Source organism: Pseudomonas sp. B21-009 (assembly GCF_024749345.1).
Lineage (GTDB): Bacteria > Pseudomonadota > Gammaproteobacteria > Pseudomonadales > Pseudomonadaceae > Aquipseudomonas.
Window position 1 is genome coordinate 508,971 of record NZ_CP087199.1, and the last position, 20,898, is coordinate 529,868.

19 protein-coding genes and 1 riboswitch are annotated in these 20,898 nt (G+C 63.3%); of the genes, 12 read left to right on the forward strand and 7 right to left on the reverse strand.

From position 1 onward, the window contains the following. Positions 1-28: 28 nt before the first annotated feature. Positions 29-1,123 (forward strand): glycosyltransferase, encoded by a 1,095-nt coding sequence (locus LOY34_RS02260; protein WP_045193780.1) that lies wholly within the window; start codon positions 29-31, stop codon positions 1,121-1,123. Between the two features lie 5 nt (positions 1,124-1,128). Here LOY34_RS02260 and LOY34_RS02265 read toward each other — a convergent pair whose 3' ends face one another. Then, positions 1,129-1,731 carry a toluene tolerance protein gene (locus tag LOY34_RS02265; protein ID WP_093376803.1) on the reverse strand — a complete coding sequence of 201 codons (603 nt, stop codon included), beginning with the start codon at positions 1,729-1,731 and terminating at the stop codon, positions 1,129-1,131. 99 nt (positions 1,732-1,830) lie between these two features. Here LOY34_RS02265 and LOY34_RS02270 point away from each other — a divergent pair, with 99 nt between their 5' ends. The 3 genes from LOY34_RS02270 to hldE all read left to right on the forward strand — a co-directional run bounded on the left by LOY34_RS02270 (position 1,831) and on the right by hldE (position 6,383). Then, positions 1,831-3,006, forward strand: a complete 1,176-nt coding sequence (locus LOY34_RS02270; protein WP_258664236.1) for an O-antigen ligase — start codon at positions 1,831-1,833, stop codon at positions 3,004-3,006. A 15-nt stretch (positions 3,007-3,021) separates the two neighbouring features. Further along, positions 3,022-4,830 carry a lipid A export permease/ATP-binding protein MsbA gene (gene msbA / locus LOY34_RS02275; RefSeq protein WP_045193777.1) on the forward strand — a complete coding sequence of 603 codons (1,809 nt, stop codon included), beginning with the start codon at positions 3,022-3,024 and terminating at the stop codon, positions 4,828-4,830. 131 nt (positions 4,831-4,961) lie between these two features. Continuing rightward, positions 4,962-6,383, forward strand: coding sequence for a bifunctional D-glycero-beta-D-manno-heptose-7-phosphate kinase/D-glycero-beta-D-manno-heptose 1-phosphate adenylyltransferase HldE (hldE, locus tag LOY34_RS02280; RefSeq protein WP_045193776.1), 1,422 nt, complete (start codon positions 4,962-4,964; stop codon positions 6,381-6,383). A gap of 33 nt (positions 6,384-6,416) precedes the next feature. Here the strand turns inward: hldE and LOY34_RS02285 are convergent, their stop codons facing one another. The 4 genes from LOY34_RS02285 to LOY34_RS02300 all read right to left on the reverse strand — a co-directional run bounded on the left by LOY34_RS02285 (position 6,417) and on the right by LOY34_RS02300 (position 9,808). Further along, positions 6,417-7,379: a hypothetical protein gene (locus tag LOY34_RS02285; protein ID WP_045193775.1), complete on the reverse strand. Its 963-nt coding sequence runs from the start codon at positions 7,377-7,379 to the stop codon at positions 6,417-6,419. A 47-nt stretch (positions 7,380-7,426) separates the two neighbouring features. Next, on the reverse strand, positions 7,427-8,236 hold the full coding sequence (locus LOY34_RS02290; RefSeq protein WP_195885540.1) for an aldo/keto reductase: 810 nt from the start codon (positions 8,234-8,236) through the stop codon (positions 7,427-7,429). Then, positions 8,233-9,408: an FAD-binding oxidoreductase gene (locus tag LOY34_RS02295; RefSeq protein WP_093376795.1), complete on the reverse strand. Its 1,176-nt coding sequence runs from the start codon at positions 9,406-9,408 to the stop codon at positions 8,233-8,235. Before LOY34_RS02295 ends, LOY34_RS02290 begins: the two co-directional genes overlap by 4 nt. Before the next feature lie 67 nt (positions 9,409-9,475). Then, positions 9,476-9,808 (reverse strand): multidrug efflux SMR transporter, encoded by a 333-nt coding sequence (locus LOY34_RS02300; RefSeq protein WP_028945643.1) that lies wholly within the window; start codon positions 9,806-9,808, stop codon positions 9,476-9,478. 86 nt (positions 9,809-9,894) lie between these two features. Between LOY34_RS02300 and LOY34_RS02305 the strand changes: the two genes are divergently transcribed. Together LOY34_RS02305 and waaA are read left to right on the forward strand one after the other, a co-directional pair. Then, positions 9,895-10,785 carry a LysR family transcriptional regulator gene (locus LOY34_RS02305; protein WP_045193769.1) on the forward strand — a complete coding sequence of 297 codons (891 nt, stop codon included), beginning with the start codon at positions 9,895-9,897 and terminating at the stop codon, positions 10,783-10,785. Between the two features lie 14 nt (positions 10,786-10,799). Continuing rightward, positions 10,800-12,068 carry a lipid IV(A) 3-deoxy-D-manno-octulosonic acid transferase gene (gene waaA / locus LOY34_RS02310; RefSeq protein ID WP_195885541.1) on the forward strand — a complete coding sequence of 423 codons (1,269 nt, stop codon included), beginning with the start codon at positions 10,800-10,802 and terminating at the stop codon, positions 12,066-12,068. A gap of 88 nt (positions 12,069-12,156) precedes the next feature. Here waaA and LOY34_RS02315 read toward each other — a convergent pair whose 3' ends face one another. Beyond that, on the reverse strand, positions 12,157-13,590 hold the full coding sequence (locus LOY34_RS02315) for a TolC family outer membrane protein (protein ID WP_045193767.1): 1,434 nt from the start codon (positions 13,588-13,590) through the stop codon (positions 12,157-12,159). Between the two features lie 141 nt (positions 13,591-13,731). Continuing rightward, positions 13,732-13,836: riboswitch (TPP riboswitch) on the forward strand. 157 nt (positions 13,837-13,993) lie between these two features. Between LOY34_RS02315 and thiC the strand changes: the two genes are divergently transcribed. Both thiC and cytX read left to right on the forward strand, forming a co-directional pair. Beyond that, positions 13,994-15,880: a phosphomethylpyrimidine synthase ThiC gene (thiC, locus tag LOY34_RS02320; RefSeq protein ID WP_093376779.1), complete on the forward strand. Its 1,887-nt coding sequence runs from the start codon at positions 13,994-13,996 to the stop codon at positions 15,878-15,880. 135 nt (positions 15,881-16,015) lie between these two features. Next, entirely contained in the window at positions 16,016-17,308 is a 1,293-nt protein-coding gene (cytX, locus tag LOY34_RS02325; protein ID WP_195885542.1) for a putative hydroxymethylpyrimidine transporter CytX, read from the forward strand. Here cytX and LOY34_RS02330 read toward each other — a convergent pair. Further along, positions 17,277-18,023, reverse strand: coding sequence for an RsiV family protein (locus LOY34_RS02330; RefSeq protein ID WP_093376769.1), 747 nt, complete (start codon positions 18,021-18,023; stop codon positions 17,277-17,279). The two genes, cytX and LOY34_RS02330, sit on opposite strands and share 32 nt — an antisense overlap. Before the next feature lie 186 nt (positions 18,024-18,209). Here LOY34_RS02330 and LOY34_RS02335 point away from each other — a divergent pair, with 186 nt between their 5' ends. The 4 genes from LOY34_RS02335 to LOY34_RS02350 all read left to right on the forward strand — a co-directional run bounded on the left by LOY34_RS02335 (position 18,210) and on the right by LOY34_RS02350 (position 20,884). Further along, the gene (locus tag LOY34_RS02335) at positions 18,210-18,830 is read left to right on the forward strand and encodes an NUDIX domain-containing protein (RefSeq protein ID WP_195885543.1); all 621 of its coding nucleotides are present in this window, start codon (positions 18,210-18,212) and stop codon (positions 18,828-18,830) included. After that, entirely contained in the window at positions 18,821-19,273 is a 453-nt protein-coding gene (locus LOY34_RS02340; protein WP_045193762.1) for a DUF1249 domain-containing protein, read from the forward strand. The genes LOY34_RS02335 and LOY34_RS02340 overlap by 10 nt, the downstream gene beginning before the upstream one ends. Positions 19,274-19,357: 84 nt before the next feature. After that, entirely contained in the window at positions 19,358-20,173 is an 816-nt protein-coding gene (cpdA, locus tag LOY34_RS02345; protein WP_093376759.1) for a 3',5'-cyclic-AMP phosphodiesterase, read from the forward strand. A gap of 102 nt (positions 20,174-20,275) precedes the next feature. Next, positions 20,276-20,884 carry a YqiA/YcfP family alpha/beta fold hydrolase gene (locus tag LOY34_RS02350; RefSeq protein ID WP_045193759.1) on the forward strand — a complete coding sequence of 203 codons (609 nt, stop codon included), beginning with the start codon at positions 20,276-20,278 and terminating at the stop codon, positions 20,882-20,884. The last annotated feature ends 14 nt before the right edge of the window (positions 20,885-20,898 follow it).

Here is a 20,898-nt window from a genome sequence, read left to right on the forward strand (position 1 = left end):
TCCAGTCCGATACAAGGGGTACATCCCCGTGAATATCGTCAACATTATGTGGGCTGGCGGTTCGCCGTATGTCTCGGTGCACAAGGTGCATCAACAAATTCTGTCCCAGGCCGGGCCTGGGGCGAAAATCAGCAGTTGGCTGCTGCAGGGGCAGGGTGCCTGCTATGGCGGTGAGTCAACGCGCGAGTGGCATTTGTCCCATCGCCTGCTCAAGGGGCGGCATGTCTGGCGCGCATTGCGTCCCTGGTTGCGGGGGCGGTTTCGCGATGCGCTGGAACAAGCCAATGCTCAGGTGCTGTTGCTTGACGGGTTGGGCGTGTCGCGCTTGATACTGCCGCTGCTCAAGGTCATGCCGGACTTGCGGGCCACCGTCGTGTTTCATGGCAAGACCCGCCTGCGCCGGGCCGATATTGCCTTGTTGCGCGCTTTTCCTGCCTCTCGGCTGACGTTTGTCGCCGTCTCACAAACCCTTGCCGATGCATTGGAGCAAGACCTCGGGGTGCCGGTGCAGGTGTTGCGTACCGCCCTTGAACCAGATGGCTTTCGTCGCAACTTGCTAGGCCGGCAACAGGCACGTCAGGCGCTGGGGCTCGCGGAGCACGGCGTACGTGTCCTGGGCGCAGTCGGCCGGTTGGTCGATAGCAAGGGTTTTGACTACTTGCTCGATGCCTTTGCCCAGGCTGCTCGGCAGCAAGCTGATCTGCGCCTGGTGATCCTCGGTGAGGGCGGCTTGCGCTCACAGTTGCAGGCGCGGATCCAGGCGCTTGATCTGGCTCAGAAAGTCTCGATGCCAGGGCACTGTGTCGGGCTGGAAAAGCTCTACAGGGCATTTGACTGGCTGTTGATTCCTTCGCACTCCGAAGGGTTGGGCCTGGTGCTGCAAGAGGCGGTAATGGCCGATGTGCCTGTCCTGTGCAGCGAGTTGCCGGTGTTTCGCGAGCAGTTGGGAATCGCAGGCTACTATGCGCCGGCGGGTGATGTCGGCGCCTGGAGCAACGCGATTGCCGCGTGCTCGGATCTTCAGGCAAGCACTGTTGCCAACGCTCAATACCAGGCCCTGCAGCCCGAGCAGGCCTGGCAACGCTTCAGTCAGGCTTCCAGGGCGTTACTGGGCAGGGCCTGAGTTCTTTACGGCAGCAGTGCGCGCTCAAGCTCAGCCAGGGGAAACTGGTCAGCCAACTGTTCCCGGGCAATGTACCGGGCAAAATGTTGCACGTTGCGTCGAATCATTCGGCTGGACAACGGGGCTCGCAGGAAACGCATGTCGGCGACATCGATCAAGCCAAGTTGCTGCTCAGGGGTAACAACAATGTTGCCAAGGTGCAGTGAGCGGAAGTAAATACCCGCCTGATGCAGCTGGCGCACCAGTCCGATCAGATCCGGAAGGCGTTCCTGCCAGCTGAAACCGGGCTCGCGAGACAGCTGGCTCAAGGTTTTGCCGGGCAGTGGACGGTACAGTACCGCCGTCATTCCAGGTGCGTCCAGCTTGTAGTACTCCAGCACTTCAAGCGTAGGAATTCCCTTTTTCTTTAGCATCACCGCGTTATCGATAAAGCGTCGGGAGTAAGGTCGCAGCAGCGCAGAAGAAATTAACCGCTTGCGCCTGAAGAGCTTGAGGATATTGCCGTCTGTTAACAGGTAGACTTTAGCGCCGTAGCTGTCGGCCTCCAGTATCTGGGCACCAAGCGTCAGCTGATTGAAGTCGACTTGGGGGAGCCGGGAACATTGCATGGTAGGGGCCTTGTTAGCGGGCAAGCAAAATGACCGGCAATAATGCCGAAAAGTTCAGGGTTGCACCATGCCGGTGTTGTTGAATCAATGGGGAAGTGCATGATGTATTCGAGGCGCTGGGCGCAGGCCTGGCTGGCAATTGGCTTTTTCTGGTTTTTGGTGGGCATTGCCCTGGCGCCAAGCAACAAGCTTTACCAGCAAGGGCTGGTTGCGTTTCTGTGGCTGCCTACGCTGGTCATGCTGTGGTCTGCCCGCGTATTGCTGATCGAGCTTTGGCATGCACAAAAGGCACTGTGCCTGGCGTTGCTGCTGATGCTCGGCTGGACCGCTTTGAGCTTGTCGTGGGCCGCCACAGAGGAGCCCGGGCGTGAACTCAAGCGCCTGCTGTACATAGCGGTATTCCTGCTGTTCTTCCCCCTGTTGGCCCAACTCGGAGAGCAGCGCATTCGCCTGCTGATGCTTCTGGGTGGGGCGGGGCTGGCTATCGGTGCCGTATTGTCGATCGTGCAGTTTTATCTGGTCCGCGGCGAGGAGTGGGCATCCAGGCTGTATGGCATCGGTGAAATTTCCCACCCAATCCTTGGTTCTTACGTCATCGGCGCAGCGATTGTCTGGATGATCCATTGGCCAGCTAAACAACGCCTGATGCAGTTGCTCTGGGGTGTTGCCCTGCTCTGCCTGGGGGCATTCGTGTTGTTGTGCCAGAGTCGTGGTGCGGCCTTGGGCTTGCTGATCACGATGCTGGCCATGCCGCTCTGGTGCCGTGACCGCAGAAGCCGGGTGATTGCTGCAACAGCGCTGGTAGGCGCTGCCATTGGTTTTGCGCTGTTGTACTCGCTGGTCATGTACCGGGGGGCGTCCTACCGGCCGGAGATCTTCGAGGTAAGCCTGCAGATGATCGGTGAACATCCCTGGACCGGCCTGGGCCTGGGGTCGTTCTACTCCATCAGCGCCGCCGGTATGCAGTTCGACCACACCCACAACATGTTCACCCACATTGCCATCGAACTGGGTATCCCCGGCATGCTGTTGTGGCTGGCGGTGTGGCTGTGCACCTTGCGCGAAATCTGGAAAGCCCGCGATACAGCCTTTGGCAAAGGTCTGATGGGCCTGTGGTTGTTCTCGACCCTGGCCATGCAGTTCGACGCCGCAAGCCTGACCGGCACCCCGCGTGCAGAGTGGTTCATCAGCTGGCTGCCGGTCGGCCTGGCCACTGTCCTGGTCTGGGTACGTGCCCGGACGCCAGGCTGTGATAAAATTTCCGGTTCTATCTGAACAGCGAGCTCGACGATGGCCGAAACACCGCGAGAGGCGGAGCAGAGCTCCAGCCTGAAAATCTACTTCCGGCTGCTGAGCTACGTGAAGCCGTATATCGGCATTTTTCTGCTGAGTATCATCGGCTTCGTGATCTTTGCCTCGACCCAGCCGATGCTGGCCGGCATCCTCAAGTACTTCGTCGATGGCTTGAGCAACCCGCAGGCGGTGTTGTTCCCCAACGTGCCGTATCTCAAGGACCTGCAACTGCTGCAGGCCGTGCCGCTGCTGATCGTGCTGATCGCCGCCTGGCAGGGTCTGGGCTCGTTCCTGGGCAACTACTTCCTGGCCAAGGTTTCCCTGGGTCTGGTTCACGACCTGCGGGTCGAGTTGTTCAACAAGCTGCTGGTGCTGCCCAACCGCTACTTTGACAGCCACAATTCCGGCCACCTGATTTCGCGCATCACCTTCAATGTGACCATGGTCACCGGTGCTGCGACCGATGCCATCAAGGTGGTGATCCGCGAAGGCCTGACCGTGGTCTTCCTGTTCATCTACCTGCTGTGGATGAACTGGAAGCTGACCCTGGTGATGCTGGCGATCCTGCCGATCATCGCCGTGATGGTCGGTACCGCGAGCAAGAAATTCCGTAAGCAGAGCAAGAAGATCCAGGTGGCCATGGGTGATGTCACCCATGTTGCCTCGGAAACCATCCAGGGCTACCGCGTGGTGCGCAGCTTCGGTGGCGAGAGCTACGAGCAGCAACGCTTTGCCAACGCCAGCCAGAGCAACACCGACAAGCAGCTGCGCATGACCAAGACCGGCGCGGTGTACACGCCGATGCTGCAACTGGTGATCTACACCGCCATGGCGGCATTGATGTTCCTGGTGCTGTTCCTGCGCGGCGAGGCTACTGCCGGTGACCTGGTAGCCTACATTACCGCAGCGGGCCTGCTACCCAAGCCGATTCGGCAGTTGTCGGAGGTTAGCTCGACCATCCAGAAAGGCCTGGCCGGTGCCGAAAGCATCTTCGAGCAACTGGACGAGGCGCCGGAAGTCGACAGCGGCACCGTCGAGCTGGACCGTGTGGTCGGGCGTCTCGAGGTGCGCAACCTGAACTTTACCTATCCGGGTACTGACCGCCAGGTGCTGACCGATATTTCCTTTACCGCAGAGCCCGGGCAGATGATCGCCCTGGTGGGGCGTTCAGGTAGCGGCAAGTCGACCCTGGCGGCACTGATACCACGCTTCTATCACCACGATGACGGACAGATCCTCCTCGACGGCGTGGAGATCGAGAACTACCGCCTGCGCAACCTGCGCAAGCACGTCGCCCAGGTGACCCAGCACGTGACCCTGTTCAACGACACCGTGGCCAACAACATCGCCTATGGCGACTTGGCCGGGGCGCCGCGGGCCGAGATCGAAGCCGCTGCCGCCGATGCCTATGCCAAGGAGTTCGTCGAGCAGTTGCCGCAAGGCTTCGACACCCAGGTCGGTGAAAACGGCGTGCTGCTCTCCGGTGGCCAGCGCCAGCGCCTGGCGATTGCCCGGGCATTGCTCAAGAATGCGCCATTGCTGATTCTCGACGAGGCCACGTCGGCCCTGGATACCGAGTCCGAGCGGCACATCCAGGCCGCCCTGGACCACGTGATGAAAGGCCGCACCACCCTGGTGATCGCCCACCGCCTGTCGACCATCGAGAAGGCCGACATGATCCTGGTCATGGACCAGGGCAAGCTGGTCGAGCGCGGCACCCATACCGAGCTGCTGGCGGCCAACGGCTTTTACGCCAGGTTGCACGCCATGGGCCTGGACGAGCCTGCCAAGGTCGACATCACCTGAGTCAACTGCGCCGGGGCCTTGTGCCCCGGCAGCGTTTCCCTGGAATGCCTGGCAACAAGGCGGTAAACAAGCCGTCGCTTTGCCTGTGCTAATATCCTGCCCCTGTTAATTATTTTGTATATGGGTTGCCCATGAAGTTGTCCATGCCGCGTTTCGATCAAGCCCCGGTACTGGTGGTGGGCGATGTCATGCTCGACCGCTACTGGCATGGCGGTACCTCACGGATTTCACCTGAAGCGCCGGTGCCGGTGGTCAAGGTCGAACAGATCGAGGACCGTCCGGGCGGTGCCGCCAACGTCGCCTTGAACATCGCTGCCCTTGGCGCGCCGGCGGCGCTGGTCGGGGTGACCGGCCAGGACGAGGCTGCCGACAGCCTGGCCAACAGCCTGCAGGCTGCCGGTGTGCGCTCGATCTTCCAGCGTATCGCCCATCAGCCGACCATCGTCAAGCTGCGGGTCATGAGCCGCCACCAGCAGTTGCTGCGTATCGATTTCGAAGAACCCTTCGCCACCGACCCGCTGTCCCTGGGCGCCGAGGTCGATACCTTGCTCGACGGCGTCAAGGTGCTGGTGTTGTCGGACTACGGCAAGGGCGCGTTGAAAAACCACCAGAGCCTGATCCAGGCCGCCCGCGCCAAAGGCATTCCGGTGCTGGCCGACCCCAAGGGCAAGGATTTCTCGATCTACCGAGGCGCCAGCCTGATCACCCCGAACCTCAGCGAGTTCGAAACCATCGTTGGCCGTTGTGCCGACGAGGCCGAGCTGGTGGCCAAGGGCGCCCAGTTGATGAGCGAGCTGGAACTGGGTGCCTTGCTGGTGACCCGTGGCGAGCACGGCATGACCCTGCTGCGCCCCGATCACCCGGCCTTGCACTTGCCGGCCCGGGCCCGTGAAGTGTTCGACGTGACCGGTGCCGGTGACACGGTGATCTCGACCCTCGCCGCCGCCATCGCTGCTGGTGAAGAGCTGCCTCATGCGGTCGGCCTGGCAAACCTTGCCGCCGGTATCGTGGTGGGCAAGCTGGGTACTGCAGCTATCAGTGCCCCCGAGCTGCGCCGCGCGATCCAGCGCGAAGAGGGTTCCGAGCGTGGCGTACTGAGCCTCGACCAGTTGCTGCTGGCCATCGACGATGCCCGCGCGCACAACGAGAAGATCGTCTTCACCAACGGCTGCTTCGACATTCTCCATGCCGGCCACGTGACCTACCTGGAGCAGGCCCGGGCCCAGGGCGATCGCCTGATCGTCGCGGTCAACGACGACGCCTCGGTCAGCCGCCTTAAAGGCCCGGGCCGGCCGATCAACAGCGTTGACCGGCGCATGGCCGTACTCGCTGGCCTCGGCGCCGTGGACTGGGTGATCAGCTTCCCTGAAGGTACCCCGGAAAACCTGCTGAGCCAGGTCAAGCCGGATGTGCTGGTCAAGGGTGGTGACTATGGCATCGACCAGGTGGTCGGCGCCGACATCGTCAAGGCCTACGGCGGTACCGTGAAGGTGCTGGGGCTGGTGGAAAACAGCTCGACCACCGCCATCGTCGAGAAGATCCGCAAGAACTGAAGCATCGCGGGGCAAGTCGCCCCGCACTCGGTTCTACTTGCGCAGTCCGCCACGCGCCATCTGCAACAACTCCCGCGCCCTGCCGGTCAGCCGCTTCAAGCCGCTGTCCGGTTTTGCGGGTGTCAGGCCTTGCTGCCTGACCCAATCCTTCCAGCGAATCCGCTCATCCCTGACCAGCCAGCCATCCTGTTGGGCAAAGCTTTCTGCCAGGTACAGCCCGCGGGTGCTGGCCGGCACCAGGCGATCCTTGCTCAGGGTGTAGAGCTCGGCGCGTGGCTGGCCGTCTTCCAGCGGCATCAGGTACAGGTCGGGGCGTTTACGGTTGAGGCGCGCGACCAGTTGGTCGCCTTCAAGGCGTTCGTCGACGTGGAACAGGCTCAGTGACTTGGCCTCGCGTGGTACTTGCAGGCACAGGTCGTAGATCAGCTGCAGCGAGGCAGTTGGCAAGTGCACATATGCCCGTGGCCGTTCCAGCAACTGCAGGTTGGCGCAGCGTACCGGGCGTGCGGCGCCGGACTGCGGCGTCAGCACAAAGGGCAGGGCTTCGCGGTAGTGCAGGGCGTCGGCGTAGGGCGCCGGCAGCCAGGTATCGTTGAAGCGCCCGCCCAGCCAGCCTTCCGGGGTTTCCAGCAGGCATTCCTCGGCCACCTCCTGAATTGCCGTATGCAGCGGCAGGTTCAGCTCCTGGGCCGGCACATAGCCTGAAATCAGTTTCAGCACGACATCGCCACGGTCCTGGCGGCGCTGGCGTACCAGCACCCAGTAATCGCGGTTCTGCCAGCGCAGGGTCAGGCGCACCGAGACGCCGAGGTTGGCCAGTTCGACAGCAAAGTGCTGGCTGTCGGCAACCTGGATCGGCTTGCGCCGTTGCAGGGTCTGGGCGAAGTTCAGCGGCATGCCGATGCTCTGGTACACCAGCCCTTCGGGGCTGGCCTCGACGTGCAAGGGCAGGGTCTTGAAGTTGCTCGGGTTCTTGCGGATCAGCGTTCGCGGCATGTCGGCTCCGTCTTGCGTTGGGGTCGGCCGCGGCGGCGGCGTGAGTGTCAGCGGCGCAGCACCTTGGCAACGGTTGCCACGTTATGGGCCAGGTGCAGCGGATTGATGGTGCCGACAATAGCACTGCTGACCCCGGGGTGGGCGAACAGCAGTTCGAAGCTGGCGCGCACCGGGTCGACACCGGGGCTAAGGCACACATGGCCGCTGGCCAGGGCCTTTTTCACCAGGATCGCCTTGCCGTGGTTGGCGGCGTAATCAATCACCGGCCGTTCGGCCTGCTCGTTCAGATTGTAGGTGACCATGGCGCAATCGCCGCGCTCGAGCGCCTTGAGACCGCCCGCTGCGGTTTTGCCGGACAGCCCGAAACCACGGATCTTGCCCTCCTGCTTGAGGGCTTCGAGGGTTTGGTAAACCTCCTCGTGCTCAAGGATGTGCAAGTCGTTGCCGTCGGAATGCACCAGTACCAGGTCGATGCAGTCGGTTTCCAGGCGCTTGAGGCTACGCTCGATGGAAAAGCGCGTGTGCGCTGAGCTGAAGTCGAATCGCGACTGGCCGTCTTCGAACTCCTCGCCGACCTTGCTGACGATCACCCACTGGTCGCGCTGGCCGCGTAACAGCGGGCCGAGGCGTTCTTCGCTGCGGCCATAAGCGGGTGCGGTATCGATCAGGTTGATGCCCAACTCGCGAGCCTGGGCCAGCAGCATCCGTGCTTCGTGGTCGTCAGGAATAGTGAAGCCGCTGGGATATTTGACGCCCTGGTCGCGGCCAAGCTTGACCGTGCCCAGGCCCAGTGGCGAAACCGTCAGGCCGGTACTGCCGAGGGGCCGATGCAAATCGTGCAGGCTCGGCAGGCTCATGGCAGCAGTTGCTCCCACACCGGCAGGGCCATGGGCGGTCGCGGCAATTCGGGCAGGGCCGGCTGGCCGCCTGGCTTGATGCCGTCGCGCTCAAGGTTGGCCAGCACCCGGTCACTGAAGTCCGGCGCCAGGGCCAGCTTGGTCGGCCAGCCCACCAGCAGGCGTTGCTGCTCGGCGAGGAAGGCGTTGTCGGGGCGCACCAGGCCCGATTGCGCAGGCTCGGCGCGGTCGATGCGCACGGTGGCCCAGCGCACCTGGCTGAGGTCGATCCAGGGCAGCAGGTTGCTGACTTCTTTTTTCGCCGCGGCAATCTGCGCTTCAGGCTCGCGGGCTACGCCGTCGGCTTCGGCCAGGTCGCCGCCCAGGTACCAGACCCACTGGCCATCGGCGCCCGGGTGGCTGGTGACGGTGATGCGCGGCTTCGGCCCGCCGCCCAGGCAATGGGCGTACAGCGGCTTGAGGCTGGCGCCCTTGGCCATGACCATGTGCAGCGGCCGGCGCTGCATGGCTGGCTGGCTCAGGCCCAAGGCTTCGAGCAAGGCGGCGTTGCCGGCACCGGCGCTGAGCACCACGCGCTGGGCGCGAATTTCGCGGCCATCGACGCGCAGGCCGGCCAGTTCGCCATTCTCTTCAAACGGTTCGATGCTTTGCCCGGCAAGCAGGCTGTCACCGGCCAGTTCCGCGAGCTTGTTGAGCAGGCTTGGCACATCGACGACCAATTCGGCCAGGCGATAGACCTTGCCCTTGAAGGCACGGTCCTGCAGGGCGGGTGGCAACTGCTCGCCCTTGACCTGATCGACCCGGCCGCGCACGGCCTTGCTGGCAAAGAAGCTGGTGAGGTTGCCGGCCAGGGTGCCAGGTGACCACAGGTAGTGGGCTTCGGACAGCAGGCGCACGCCGGACAGGTCCAGCTCGCCATTGCCGGCCAGGGCCTCGCGCCAGCGCCGGGGCATGTCGGCGATGGCTTCCGAGGCGCCGGTCAGGGCACCGTGCAGCGCGTACTTGGCGCCACCGTGGATGATCCCCTGGGATTTGAGGGTCTGCTCGCCACCGAGGCTGGCGCGTTCCACCAGAACTGTCGAATAGCCGAGCCGGCGCAGGCGGGCATTGAGCCAAAGGCCTGCGACCCCGGCGCCGACGATCAGCACATCGGTGGAAATTACGGTTGGCATGCATGAACCTCACAAGCGTGGACAGACGCCCAGTATACAGCCTGTGAGCCATTGCACCTGTTGCCGATCAATGCCCGGCGGTTTTCGAGAAGACCTGGATCACCACCACGCCGCCGACGATCATGGCCATGCCGAGCATTGCCGGCAGGTCCAGCTTCTGGCCGTAGATCACCAGCGCGGCGATGCTGATCAGGACGATGCCCAGGCCCGACCAGATGGCATAGGCAATGCCCACCGGAATGCTGCGCACCACCAGGGTCAGCATCCAGAACGCCACGGCATAGCCACAGACCATCAGCAGCAGCGGCAGGGGCGTGCTCAGGCCCTTGACGGCTTTCATTGAGGCGGTGGCGATGACTTCGGCGCAGATGGCGATAGCCAGGTAGGTGTAGGCATTCATGACGGTGATCCTCTGTTCTGGCTGGGCATTCTAGAGCAAGCCTGAATGGGGTAAAGTCATTACCTATCTTTTCTGGAGATAGGTTGATGGCCGAGCAGTGGAATCTGGAGCAGTTGCGCATGTTCGTGCGGGTCGCCGAGCTGCGCTCGTTCTCGGCAGTAGCCCGTGAACAGCGCAAGGCGCAATCGGCGGTGAGCAACGGCATCGCTTTGCTTGAGGCTGACCTGGGGGTGACCCTGTTCGAGCGTAGCAGCGGCCGCCAGCCGCGCCTGAGCGAAGCCGGCGCAACCTTGCTGGAAGATGCCCGCGAGCTGCTGCGCCAGTGCGAGCGCCTGGATGGCCGGGCCCTGGCCCTGATGCGCGGGCAAGAGGCGCAATTGCGGGTGGCCCAGGATGAGGCCATGCCCTATCAACCGGTGATCGACAGCCTCGATGAGCTGGCCCGGCAGTTTCCCTTGCTCGAAGTACAGATGGCCAGCGGCGCCCAGGGCGACGTGGCGCGCAAGCTGATCGAGCGGCGCGCCGATCTTGGCCTGCTGTTCCACCATGACCAGATGCCGGTGTCTCTTGAGCGCCGGGCGGTGGGGCGGATCGAGATGGTTACTGCCTGCGCCGTGGATCATCCCTTGACCCGTCTTGAGCGCGTCAGTCGTCAGGACCTGGCCCGCCACCGCCAGTTGCTGATCACCCCGCAGGAAAGCGGCTACCCCGGTGGCGAGCCGATCAGCCCGCAGATCTGGCGCGCCGACAGCTTCTACGCCATGGCCGAATTGCTGATGCGTGGCCTGGGCTGGGCCTGGTTGCCGCGGCATGTGGTGCAGTACCCCACCTACCAGGCGCAGATGGTCGAGCTTGCCAGCGAATGGACACCGCCGGCTCTGGTGGTCGAGCTGGTGTGGCGCCGTGACGAGCCACTGGGGCCCGCCGCGCAGTGGTTGGCCGAACGCTTCGCAGTGCACTTGCGCGCCATTGGCTAGTACACTTCGGCGCCATGAACAGAACCCTCTATACCTTGCTGTTTCACCTGGGCCTGCCGCTGGTTGCGCTGCGCCTGTTCCTGCGTTCGCGCAAGGCGCCGGCCTATGGGCAGCGCATCGCCGAGCGTTTTGCCTGCAAGCTGCCGGCCATGGCCAGGGGCGGCATCTGGGTGCACGCGGTGTCGGTGGGCGAGAGCATTGCCGCCGCGCCGATGATTCGCGCCTTGCTGCAGGCTTATCCACAGCTGCCGATCACCATCACCTGCATGACCCCGACCGGTTCTGAGCGGGTGCGGGCGATGTTCGCCAACGAGCCGCGCATCCAGCACTGCTACCTGCCCTACGACTTGCCCTGGGCCGCCGGGCGCTTTCTCGATCACGTGCAGCCCAGGCTTGCGGTGATCATGGAGACCGAGCTGTGGCCTAACCACATTCATCAGTGCGCCAAGCGCGGTATTCCGGTGGCCCTGGCCAATGCGCGGTTGTCCGAGCGTTCGGCGCGGGGCTATGCGCGCTTTGCTGGCCTGACCCGACCGATGCTGGCCGAGATGAGCCTGATCGCGGTACAGACCGAAACCGAAGCCCAGCGCTTTCGCCAGTTGGGCGCGCGACCGGAATGCGTGCAGGTAACCGGCTCGATCAAGTTCGACCTGAGCATTGACGAGCAGCTGTTGCCGCGCGCCCGAGCCCTGCGTGAGCAGTGGCAGGCCGGCCAGCGGCCGGTATGGATCGCGGCCAGTACCCATGAAGGCGAGGACCCGATCATCCTCGCCGCCCACCGGCAGTTGCGCGAACACCATGCCGACGCCTTGCTGATCCTTGTGCCGCGTCACCCGGAGCGTTTTAACAGCGTGTTCGAGCTGTGCCGCGGGCAGTTGCCGACCGTGCGCCGCTCCAGTGGTGAAGCGGTCGCGGCTGATACCGCAGTGCTGCTCGGCGACACCATGGGCGAGCTGCTGTTTCTCTATGCCCTGGCGGATATTGCCTTCGTAGGCGGCAGCCTGGTGGCCAATGGCGGGCACAACCTGCTGGAGCCGGCGGCGCTGTCGCTGCCGGTGCTCAGTGGCCCGCACCTGTTCAACTTCCTGGAAATTGCGGCGATGCTGCGCGAGGCCGGCGCCTTGCAGGAAGTCGATGATGCCCAGGGGCTGGCGGCCGAAGTTCGCCGCCTGATTGAGTTGCCGCGGGATGCGCAGCGCATGGGCGCGGCGGGGTTGGCGGTGATGAAGGCCAACCAGGGCGCCTTGCAGCGTTTGCTTGAAGGGTTGGGGCGCTTGCTCTGACATCATCGCGGGTCAAGTCGAGGCGTCGCACCGCCGCTCCCACAGTAGGAGCGGCGGTGCGACGCCTCGACTTGACCCGCGATGCTTTTCAGGGCCGGGCTTCGAAGTTGGCCTTGGCCGCGGCTGCCAGGTCTGGCGGCAGGAAGTCCTTGTCCGGGTTGTAGTCCGGTTTCAGGTAGCGGCTCAAATCGCTCAGGTCCTGCGGGCTCAAGGTGCCAGCGGCTTGCTTCAGTCGCAGGTTGTCGAGGATGTAGTCGTAGCGGGTGTTGTTGTAGTCACGCACCGAGGTGTACAGCTGGCGCTGGGCATCGAGCACGTCGACGATGTTGCGGGTACCGACCTGGTAGCCGATTTCGGTGGCTTCCAGGGCGCTCTGGTTGGAGATGATCGACTGCTTGCGCGCTTGCACCTGCTCGACGTCGGTGTTCACCGCGCGGTGCAGGTTGCGGGTGTTTTCCACCACCTGGCGGCGCAGGCTTTCGCGCTGCTGTTCGCTCTGGCTCAGGCGCTGGTAAGCCTCGCGTACCTGCGAGCTGGTCAGGCCGCCACTGTAGATCGGAATGTTCAACTGCAGGCCGATGCTGGTCTGCTCGACATCGCCGCTGTAGTTCTGCCCGGTGAGGTTGGGGTTGGAAAAGCCCAGGCTGTCGTTGTCGCCCTTCTGGTAGCGCGCTACCGCATCGACGGTCGGCGCGTGCCCGGCCTTGCGCTGGCGCAGGGTCTCTTCGGCGGCGCTCACCGCGTAGTTGGTGGCCAGCAGGTTGAGGTTCTGCTTGCCGGCAGTCTCGACCCAGGCTTTGGCGTCGTTCGGCACCGGCAGTTGCACCGGCAAGGTGTGGACGATGCCCTGCACCGAGTTGTAGTCGCGGTTGGTCAGGGTGATCAGCGCCTCGAAGGCGTCGTCGACCTGGCGCTGGGCAACGATGCGGTTGGCCCGGGCGGTGTCGTAGCTGGCCTGGGATTGCAACACATCGGTCTTGTCCGACAGGCCAACGTCAAAACGCTCGTTGGACTGGTCGAGCTGGCGCTTGAACGCCGCTTCCTCGGCCTTGGTCGAGGCCAGGGTGTCCTGGGCGCGCAGCACGGCGAAATAGTTTTCGGCGCTTTGCAGGATCAGGTTCTGCTCGGTGGCCGACAGCTCCAGTGCCGCCTGTTCGTTGACCGCTTCGGCCGCCTGCAACTGGAACCAGCGATCAGCGCGAAAGACCGGCTGGGCCAGGGTCGCGGACCAGGAGTTGCCGCTGCGGTTGGCGGTAATCGAAGGGCTGTCGATCTTGGTGCGGTTGTTCATCATTTCGGCGCCGGCCGAAAGGTTCGGCAGCAGGCCGGCACGGGCCTGGGGCACCACTTCCTTCTGGGCGCCGTAGTTGGCGCGGGCAGCCGCCAGGTCGGCGTTATTGTTCACGGCTTCCTGATAGACACTGACCAGGTCGGTCTTCGCCGACAGGGGCACGTCCGCTGCCCAGGCCATTCCGTTGGTAGCACAAGACACGGCAAGGGCCAGTGAAAGTTTGCGCAGCATAGGGCAATCCTTGAACGGTGAGAATTTCTGAACTGGTGAGTGTAGTTGCGCAGCCATTTTGCAACAATCCGCTATTTGCGCCATTTATCGTGTCCATGTCCAGGTGCTTGGCTTTGTATGCCACTCCAGCTTAGACTGGCCGCGTTCTTGTCGGGGTGCCTTGTGTTGAGGCTGAGATCGGATAATCCGGATCCCGTTGAACCTGATCAGGTTAGCGCCTGCGTAGGGAACAAGATTTCTCGCTTTCCCGGCGAGTCTCTTGTGCCAGGTCCGGGAATGTCGAGTCAGCCACCACAGCTGCAGGCATCACCGCGCATTTGGCACAGCACCACCCATGGTGCGTCCGTGCCTTTCAGGTTCTCCCCGACATTCCACTGCTAGGAAGCCGTCTGGAGAGCCTGTGATGAGTAAACAAGAAAAATATACCAATCTGAGTGAATCGGCCCGGGTCGATCAACAATCCGTACAGCCATTCACCCGCTCGCGCAAAATCTATGTCGAAGGCTCGCGCCCGGACATCCGCGTGCCCATGCGTGAAATCAGCCTCGACGACACCCCGACCGACTTCGGCGGCGAAGCCAACGCCCCGGTACTGGTCTACGACACTTCCGGCCCCTACACCGACCCTAGCGTTATCATCGACGTGCGCAAGGGCCTGGGCGACGTACGCTCGGCCTGGATCGACGCCCGTGGCGATACCGAGCGCCTGGCCGGCCTGTCGTCGGACTTCGGCCAGCAGCGCCTGGCCGATGCCGAGCTGACCAAGCTGCGTTTTGCCCACGTGCGCAATCCGCGCCGGGCCAAGGCCGGCGCCAACGTCAGCCAGATGCACTACGCCCGCCAGGGCATCATCACCGCCGAGATGGAATACGTCGCCATCCGCGAAAACATGAAGCTTCAAGAAGCCCGTGCCGCCGGCCTGCTTGACCAACAGCATGCCGGGCACAGCTTCGGCGCGAGCATCCCGAAAGAAATCACCGCCGAGTTCGTCCGCGAAGAAATCGCCCGCGGCCGCGCGATCATCCCGGCCAACATCAACCACGTGGAGCTGGAGCCGATGATCATCGGCCGCAACTTCCTGGTGAAGATCAACGGCAACATCGGTAACAGCGCCCTGGGCTCGTCCATCGAAGAAGAAGTGGCCAAGCTGACCTGGGGCATCCGCTGGGGCTCGGACACGGTGATGGACCTGTCCACCGGCAAGCACATCCACGAAACCCGCGAGTGGATCATCCGCAACTCGCCAGTGCCAATCGGTACCGTACCGATCTACCAGGCCCTTGAGAAGGTCAATGGCGTGGCCGAAGACCTGACCTGGGAGCTGTTTCGCGACACCCTGATCGAACAGGCCGAGCAAGGCGTTGACTACTTCACCATCCACGCCGGCGTACTGCTGCGCTATGTGCCGCTGACCGCCAAGCGCGTCACCGGCATCGTCAGCCGCGGTGGCTCGATCATGGCCAAGTGGTGCCTGGCGCACCACAAAGAGAACTTCCTCTACACCCACTTCGACGAAATCTGCGAAATCATGAAGGCCTACGACGTCAGCTTCTCGCTCGGCGATGGCCTGCGTCCGGGCTCGATTGCCGACGCCAACGACGAAGCGCAGTTCGGCGAGCTGGAAACCCTCGGCGAGCTGACCAAGATCGCCTGGAAGCATGACGTCCAGTGCATGATCGAAGGCCCGGGCCACGTGCCGATGCAGTTGATCAAGGAGAACATGGACAAGCAGCTCGAATGCTGCGACGAAGCGCCGTTCTACACCCTTGGCCCGCTGACCACCGACATTGCCCCGGGCTACGATCACATTACCTCGGGCATCGGTGCGGCGATGATCGGCTGGTTCGGTTGCGCCATGCTCTGCTACGTCACGCCCAAGGAACACCTGGGCCTGCCGAACAAGGATGACGTCAAGACCGGCATCATCACCTACAAGATCGCCGCCCATGCCGCCGACCTCGCCAAGGGCCATCCCGGCGCGCAGATCCGCGACAACGCACTGTCCAAGGCGCGCTTCGAATTCCGCTGGGAAGACCAGTTCAACCTCGGCCTGGACCCGGACACCGCACGCAGCTTCCATGACGAAACCCTGCCCAAGGATTCGGCCAAGGTCGCGCACTTCTGCTCGATGTGCGGGCCGAAGTTCTGCTCGATGAAGATCACCCAGGAAGTGCGTGAATACGCTGCCAACCAGCGCATCGAAGCGGTGGACGTGGCAGTCGAGGATGGCATGCGCGAGCAGGCCGAGCGGTTCCGCCAGGAAGGCAGCCAGTTGTACAAGAAGGTCTGATCGGGCTGTTCAGGCGGTGTGCTGGTGCACACCGCATCGCTGGCAAGCCAGCTCCCACAAGGTACCGGTGGGAGCTGGCTTGCCAGCGATAGGGCCCTGAAGAACAACAAATTCCCTCCTGTCGAGACCACTCTCGTGAGCACACCCAGCCAGTTTTCCCCCGATCACCCGGTCAGCGCCGAGCAACGCGTGCTCAGCGGCCGCGACCTCTGTTCCTTGTGGTTTTCCCTCGGCATCGGCCTGATGGTGCTGCAGACCGGTGCTTTGCTCGGCCCCGGCCTGGGCCTGGCCAACGCTGTGCTGGCGATCATCGTCGGCACCAGCGTCGGCGTGCTGCTGCTCGCCGCGGTCGCGGTCATCGGCAGTGATACCGGCCTGTCGTCGATGGCCGCCCTGCGCCGCAGCCTGGGCAGCAATGGCGCGCGTCTGCCAGCCATGCTCAACCTCCTGCAACTGATCGGCTGGGGCTCGTTCGAAATCATCGTCATGCGCGATGCCGCCAGCCTGCTTGGCGAGCGCGCCTTCGGCGAAGGCAGCGTGCTGACCAATCCGTTGCTGTGGACCTTGTGCTTCGGCGCGCTGGCCACCTTGCTGGCGGTCAGCGGGCCGTTGACCTTCGTGCGCAAGATTTTGCGCAAGTGGGGCATCTGGCTGCTGATCGGCGCCTGCCTGTGGCTGACCTGGAACCTGTTTGCCAAGGCCGATCTGGCCGCGCTGTGGGCGCGCGCCGGCGATGGTTCGATGCCGCTGGCGATTGGCATTGATATCGCCATTGCCATGCCGCTGTCGTGGCTGCCATTGATTGCCGACTACTCACGCTTCAGCCAGCGCGCCAGCCGGGTGTTTGCCGGCACGGCGCTGGGCTATTTCATCGGCAACGTGTGGATGATGAGCCTGGGCGTGGCCTACACCCTGGCCTTTGCTCCGGCGGGCGAGGTCAATACCTTGCTATTGGCCCTGGCTGGCGCCGGTCTGGGCATTCCGTTGCTGCTGATCCTGCTCGATGAGTCGGAAAAAGCCTTTGCCGATATTCACTCGGCGGCGGTCTCCACAGGTTTTCTGCTGCGCCTGAAGGTCGAGCACCTGGCCTTGGCCATTGGCGTGCTGTGCACCCTGATCGCCAGCTTGGCGCCGCTGGCGCAGTACCAGAACTTCCTGTTGCTGATCGGCTCGGTGTTCGCGCCGCTGTTCGGCGTGGTGCTGGTCGATCACTTCATCGTCCGCCGCCGGCGCAGCGACTCAAGCCCGATCCACAGCCTGCACTGGCCGGCATTGCTGGCCTGGGCGATTGGCGTAGCGGCTTACCATTTGCTGGCGCACTACGCGCCGAACGTCGGCTCGACCCTGCCGGCCTTGCTGCTGGCAGGGGTGGTCTATTGGGCCGCCGCGCCGGCAGTCAGCCGCGACCGGGAAACAACTCCGGCCTGATCACGCCGTTCAGGCGCGGGTAGGGGATTTTCAGCTCGATATGGCCCATGGAGTACGGGGCGATGGCATAGACCTCGTACTTCAGCACCACCGCGCCGTAGGTCAGGGCGATGTGCGGGGTCTGGCGGAACGGCCAGGTCTTGACGAACTCGGCGTCCTTGTCCATGCCGGTGCTGATCAGCCAGCCTTTGTGGGCTTCTTCGGCGGTCTTCCAGAAGGTCGCTTCCTGGCCCGGCACCAGCATGTCCTGCAGGCTCAGTACCTTGTCCTGCTGGCGCGAATAGTTGATGAAGCCGCGTCCGGGCATGCCGTGGGCGCCGCCGGTGTCCAGGTAGCTGGACAGTTCGATGATCACCAGTCCGTCATGCTGCTCGCGTACCTTGGCTTGCAGGTAGCTGCTGTTGCGGCTTTGCGCGCTGGCCATGAACTGCTCTTCGTAGGCTTTGAGCGAGCTGGGCAGGGCGCTGCGCTCGTTGTCCTGGGTCAGTTGCAGCAGGCGTTTCTCGACGATCCCGTCCAGCTTGGGGTTGGCCGGGAAGTGGATGGTGTCGATGTTGACCAGCGGGCAATCGGCATTGCTGCAACCGGGCTTGATGTGCTCCCAACGGTCGCGCTTGACCTCCAGCGGCGTGCGCATGTTGGGCTGGAACAGGCTCTGACAAGCGCCAAGGGCCAGGGCCAGCACGGCCACGGAAGTCAGTTTCACAAGCGTCATGATGATCCTTGTAAGGCAAAGGTGATCGGACTTGGACCGTCGGCAAGGCCTTCAGTTCGCCACTAAGCTGAATAGACCAGCGGGGTGCCTATCCTCGCAGCCTGGACGGTATCTTTAAAGAGGTGAAACACAGCGGTACGCAGGTTAGGATGGCGCGATGCGGTAAATGAGGTAATGAGGATTCCCATGTCTGACACGTTCAACAACGCTGTGCCCAGCCAGGTCGAGATCGTCGATCGGGCCACTTGCTACAAGGGCTTCTACCGCCTCGACAAGGTGCGCCTGCGCCACGAGCTGTTCGCCGGTGGCATGGGTCGTGAGATCAGCCGCGAGCTGTTCGTGCGCCATGATGCGGTGTGTGTGCTGCCTTACGATGCCCAGCGCGACGAAGTGGTGCTGATCGAGCAGTTTCGCGTCGGCGCCATCGGCAAGGTCGACAACCCCTGGTTGATCGAACTGGTCGCCGGTCTGATCGACAAGGACGAACAACCGGAAGAAGTTGCGCACCGCGAGGCCGAGGAGGAAGCTGGGCTTGCGTTCAGTGCGCTGTGGCCGATGACCCGGTATTTCCCGTCACCGGGCGGCAGCGACGAGTTTGTCCATCTTTATCTGGGCCATTGCAGCAGCGAAAGGGCCGGTGGCCTGCACGGGCTGGAAGAAGAAGGCGAGGATATTCGCGTGAAGGTCTGGGCGTTCGAGGATGCGCTGCAGGCCGTGCGCGACGGCAAAATTGCCAACGCGGCAACCATCATTGCCTTGCAATGGCTGGCCTTGAACCGCGCTGAAGTCAGGGGGCTATGGTCGTGAATCTGCTGCGCGAGCGCTACCGGGTAGATCTGGTCGGGTTGCAGGCTGCCTGCGAGGCCAACTATGCGCGCCTGATGCGCCTGCTGCCCGACATGCGCAGCACCCAGAGCTCGCGCCGGATCGGCATGACCCAGGGCGACCAGATGCTTGGCGTGCTGGTCCTTGATGTAGTGCTCGCCTGTCCCTACACCACCACCTTGCGCGTGCGCCAGGAGCACAGCCTGCCCTGGCTGCCGGTGCCGCAGCTGGAGGTGCAGGTCTACCACGACGCGCGCATGGCCGAAGTGGTCAGCGCCGAGCACGCCCGGCGTTTTCGCAGTATCTATCCGTACCCCAATGCGGCCATGCACCAGCCGGACGAAAAGGCCCAGCTGAATCTGTTCCTCGGTGAATGGCTGAGCCATTGCCTGGCCTGTGGCCATGAGTTGGCCGTCGTTCGCTGAAATGTGATGACGGTCGTTTTCGAGTATTTGCTCAACGCCCGCCAGCCGCCATAATCGCGCTGAATCCGTTCAAGGAGTCGGCCCTTGCCGCAACCATCGATCCCCCCTAGCGACGCGCCGGTGTACCTGGTGCAACTGACCGACAGTCATTTGTTTGCCGACGCGCAAGGCACGCTGCTGGGCATGAATACCCGCGACAGCCTGCAGCGGGTGATCGAGCGGGTACGCGACGAGCAGCCGCGGATCGACCTGCTGCTGGCCACCGGCGATTTATCCCAGGATGGTTCGGTCGAGTCCTACCGCTGTTTTCGTGACCTGACCGCGAGCCTTGAGGCCCCCGCGCGCTGGCTCGCCGGCAACCATGACGAGCCGCTGCCAATGGAACAGGCGGCGCAGGGCACTGATTTGCTTGATCCGCAGGTGGATATCGGCAATTGGCGAATCCTCATGCTCAACTCGGCGGTGGCCGGTTCGGTGCCGGGCTTGCTCGATGACGGCCAGCTCAGGTTGCTAAAGAGCGCCTTGGACGAAGCGCCCGAGCGCCATCACCTGATCTGTTTCCATCACCAACCGGTATCTATCGACTGCGCCTGGATGGCGCCGATCGGCTTGCGCAACGCCGACGCACTGTTTGCTGTGCTGCAAGGTTATCCACAGGTACGGGCCTTGCTCTGGGGCCATATTCACCAGGAGTGGGACCAGGTTCGCGACGGCGTGCGGCTATTGGCCTCACCCTCGACCTGCATCCAGTTCGAGCCGCGCAGCGAAGACTTCAAAGTCGGCGAGCAGGCCCCCGGCTACCGCTGGCTGCGCCTGCAGGCGGACGGCTCGATCGACACCGGCGTGTCGCGGGTCAGCGACTTCGAATTCACCGTCGACTACGAAGGCGACGGCTATTAAGTGTTGCCAAATCGCTGAAACTGCTGCATCTGCCGTCTAACAGGCTAAAATGCGCGCTTTCCTGCCTGGCGATCCAGGCATTCAAGGCGCATCGGGGGCGGCATGTCGGGTTCGATTCTCTATATTCACGGGTTCAACAGCGCGCCGTCGTCGAAGAAGGCCAGCCAGCTGGTAGCAGTCATGGCCCAGCTGGGGCTGGCCGAGCGCCTGCGCGTGCCGGCCCTGCATCATCACCCGCGCCAGGCCATCGCCCAGCTTGAGGCGGCGATTGCCGAGCTCGAATCGCCATTACTGGTCGGCAGCTCGCTCGGCGGCTACTATGCCACCCATCTGGCCGAGCGCCACGGGCTCAAGGCCCTGCTGGTCAACCCGGCGATCAACCCGCACCGGCTGTTCGACGGCTACCTGGGGCCGCAGCAGAACCTCTATACCGGCGAAACCTGGGAACTGACCCTTGACCACGTGCAGGCTCTGGCCGAGCTGGAAGTGCCGGCGCCGACCGATGCCGGGCGCTTTCAAGTGTGGCTGCAGACCGCCGATGAAACCCTGGACTACCGCCAGGCCGAGCAGTTCTACCGTGCCTGTGCTCTGCGCATCCAGGCCGGTGGCGATCACAGCTTCCAGGGCTTTGCCGAACGCCTGCCAGCCCTGCTGAGCTTTGCCGGCATTGCCCCGCAGCAGTATCAAACACTCGATTTTTCTGTATTTTGATAACCTATTTTCAC

Excerpts from the sequence above, each read along its gene's own strand:
- LOY34_RS02265 (WP_093376803.1), bottom strand. The coding sequence starts at position 1,731 with ATGCAATGTTCCCGGCTCCCCCAAGTCGACTTCAATCAGCTGACGCTT.
- LOY34_RS02270 (WP_258664236.1), top strand. The coding sequence starts at position 1,831 with ATGATGTATTCGAGGCGCTGGGCGCAGGCCTGGCTGGCAATTGGCTTT.
- msbA (WP_045193777.1), top strand. The coding sequence starts at position 3,022 with ATGGCCGAAACACCGCGAGAGGCGGAGCAGAGCTCCAGCCTGAAAATC.
- hldE (WP_045193776.1), top strand. The coding sequence starts at position 4,962 with ATGAAGTTGTCCATGCCGCGTTTCGATCAAGCCCCGGTACTGGTGGTG.
- LOY34_RS02285 (WP_045193775.1), bottom strand. The coding sequence starts at position 7,379 with ATGCCGCGAACGCTGATCCGCAAGAACCCGAGCAACTTCAAGACCCTG.
- LOY34_RS02290 (WP_195885540.1), bottom strand. The coding sequence starts at position 8,236 with ATGAGCCTGCCGAGCCTGCACGATTTGCATCGGCCCCTCGGCAGTACC.
- LOY34_RS02295 (WP_093376795.1), bottom strand. The coding sequence starts at position 9,408 with ATGCCAACCGTAATTTCCACCGATGTGCTGATCGTCGGCGCCGGGGTC.
- LOY34_RS02300 (WP_028945643.1), bottom strand. The coding sequence starts at position 9,808 with ATGAATGCCTACACCTACCTGGCTATCGCCATCTGCGCCGAAGTCATC.
- LOY34_RS02305 (WP_045193769.1), top strand. The coding sequence starts at position 9,895 with ATGGCCGAGCAGTGGAATCTGGAGCAGTTGCGCATGTTCGTGCGGGTC.
- waaA (WP_195885541.1), top strand. The coding sequence starts at position 10,800 with ATGAACAGAACCCTCTATACCTTGCTGTTTCACCTGGGCCTGCCGCTG.
- LOY34_RS02315 (WP_045193767.1), bottom strand. The coding sequence starts at position 13,590 with ATGCTGCGCAAACTTTCACTGGCCCTTGCCGTGTCTTGTGCTACCAAC.
- thiC (WP_093376779.1), top strand. The coding sequence starts at position 13,994 with ATGAGTAAACAAGAAAAATATACCAATCTGAGTGAATCGGCCCGGGTC.
- LOY34_RS02330 (WP_093376769.1), bottom strand. The coding sequence starts at position 18,023 with ATGACGCTTGTGAAACTGACTTCCGTGGCCGTGCTGGCCCTGGCCCTT.
- LOY34_RS02335 (WP_195885543.1), top strand. The coding sequence starts at position 18,210 with ATGTCTGACACGTTCAACAACGCTGTGCCCAGCCAGGTCGAGATCGTC.
- LOY34_RS02340 (WP_045193762.1), top strand. The coding sequence starts at position 18,821 with ATGGTCGTGAATCTGCTGCGCGAGCGCTACCGGGTAGATCTGGTCGGG.
- LOY34_RS02350 (WP_045193759.1), top strand. The coding sequence starts at position 20,276 with ATGTCGGGTTCGATTCTCTATATTCACGGGTTCAACAGCGCGCCGTCG.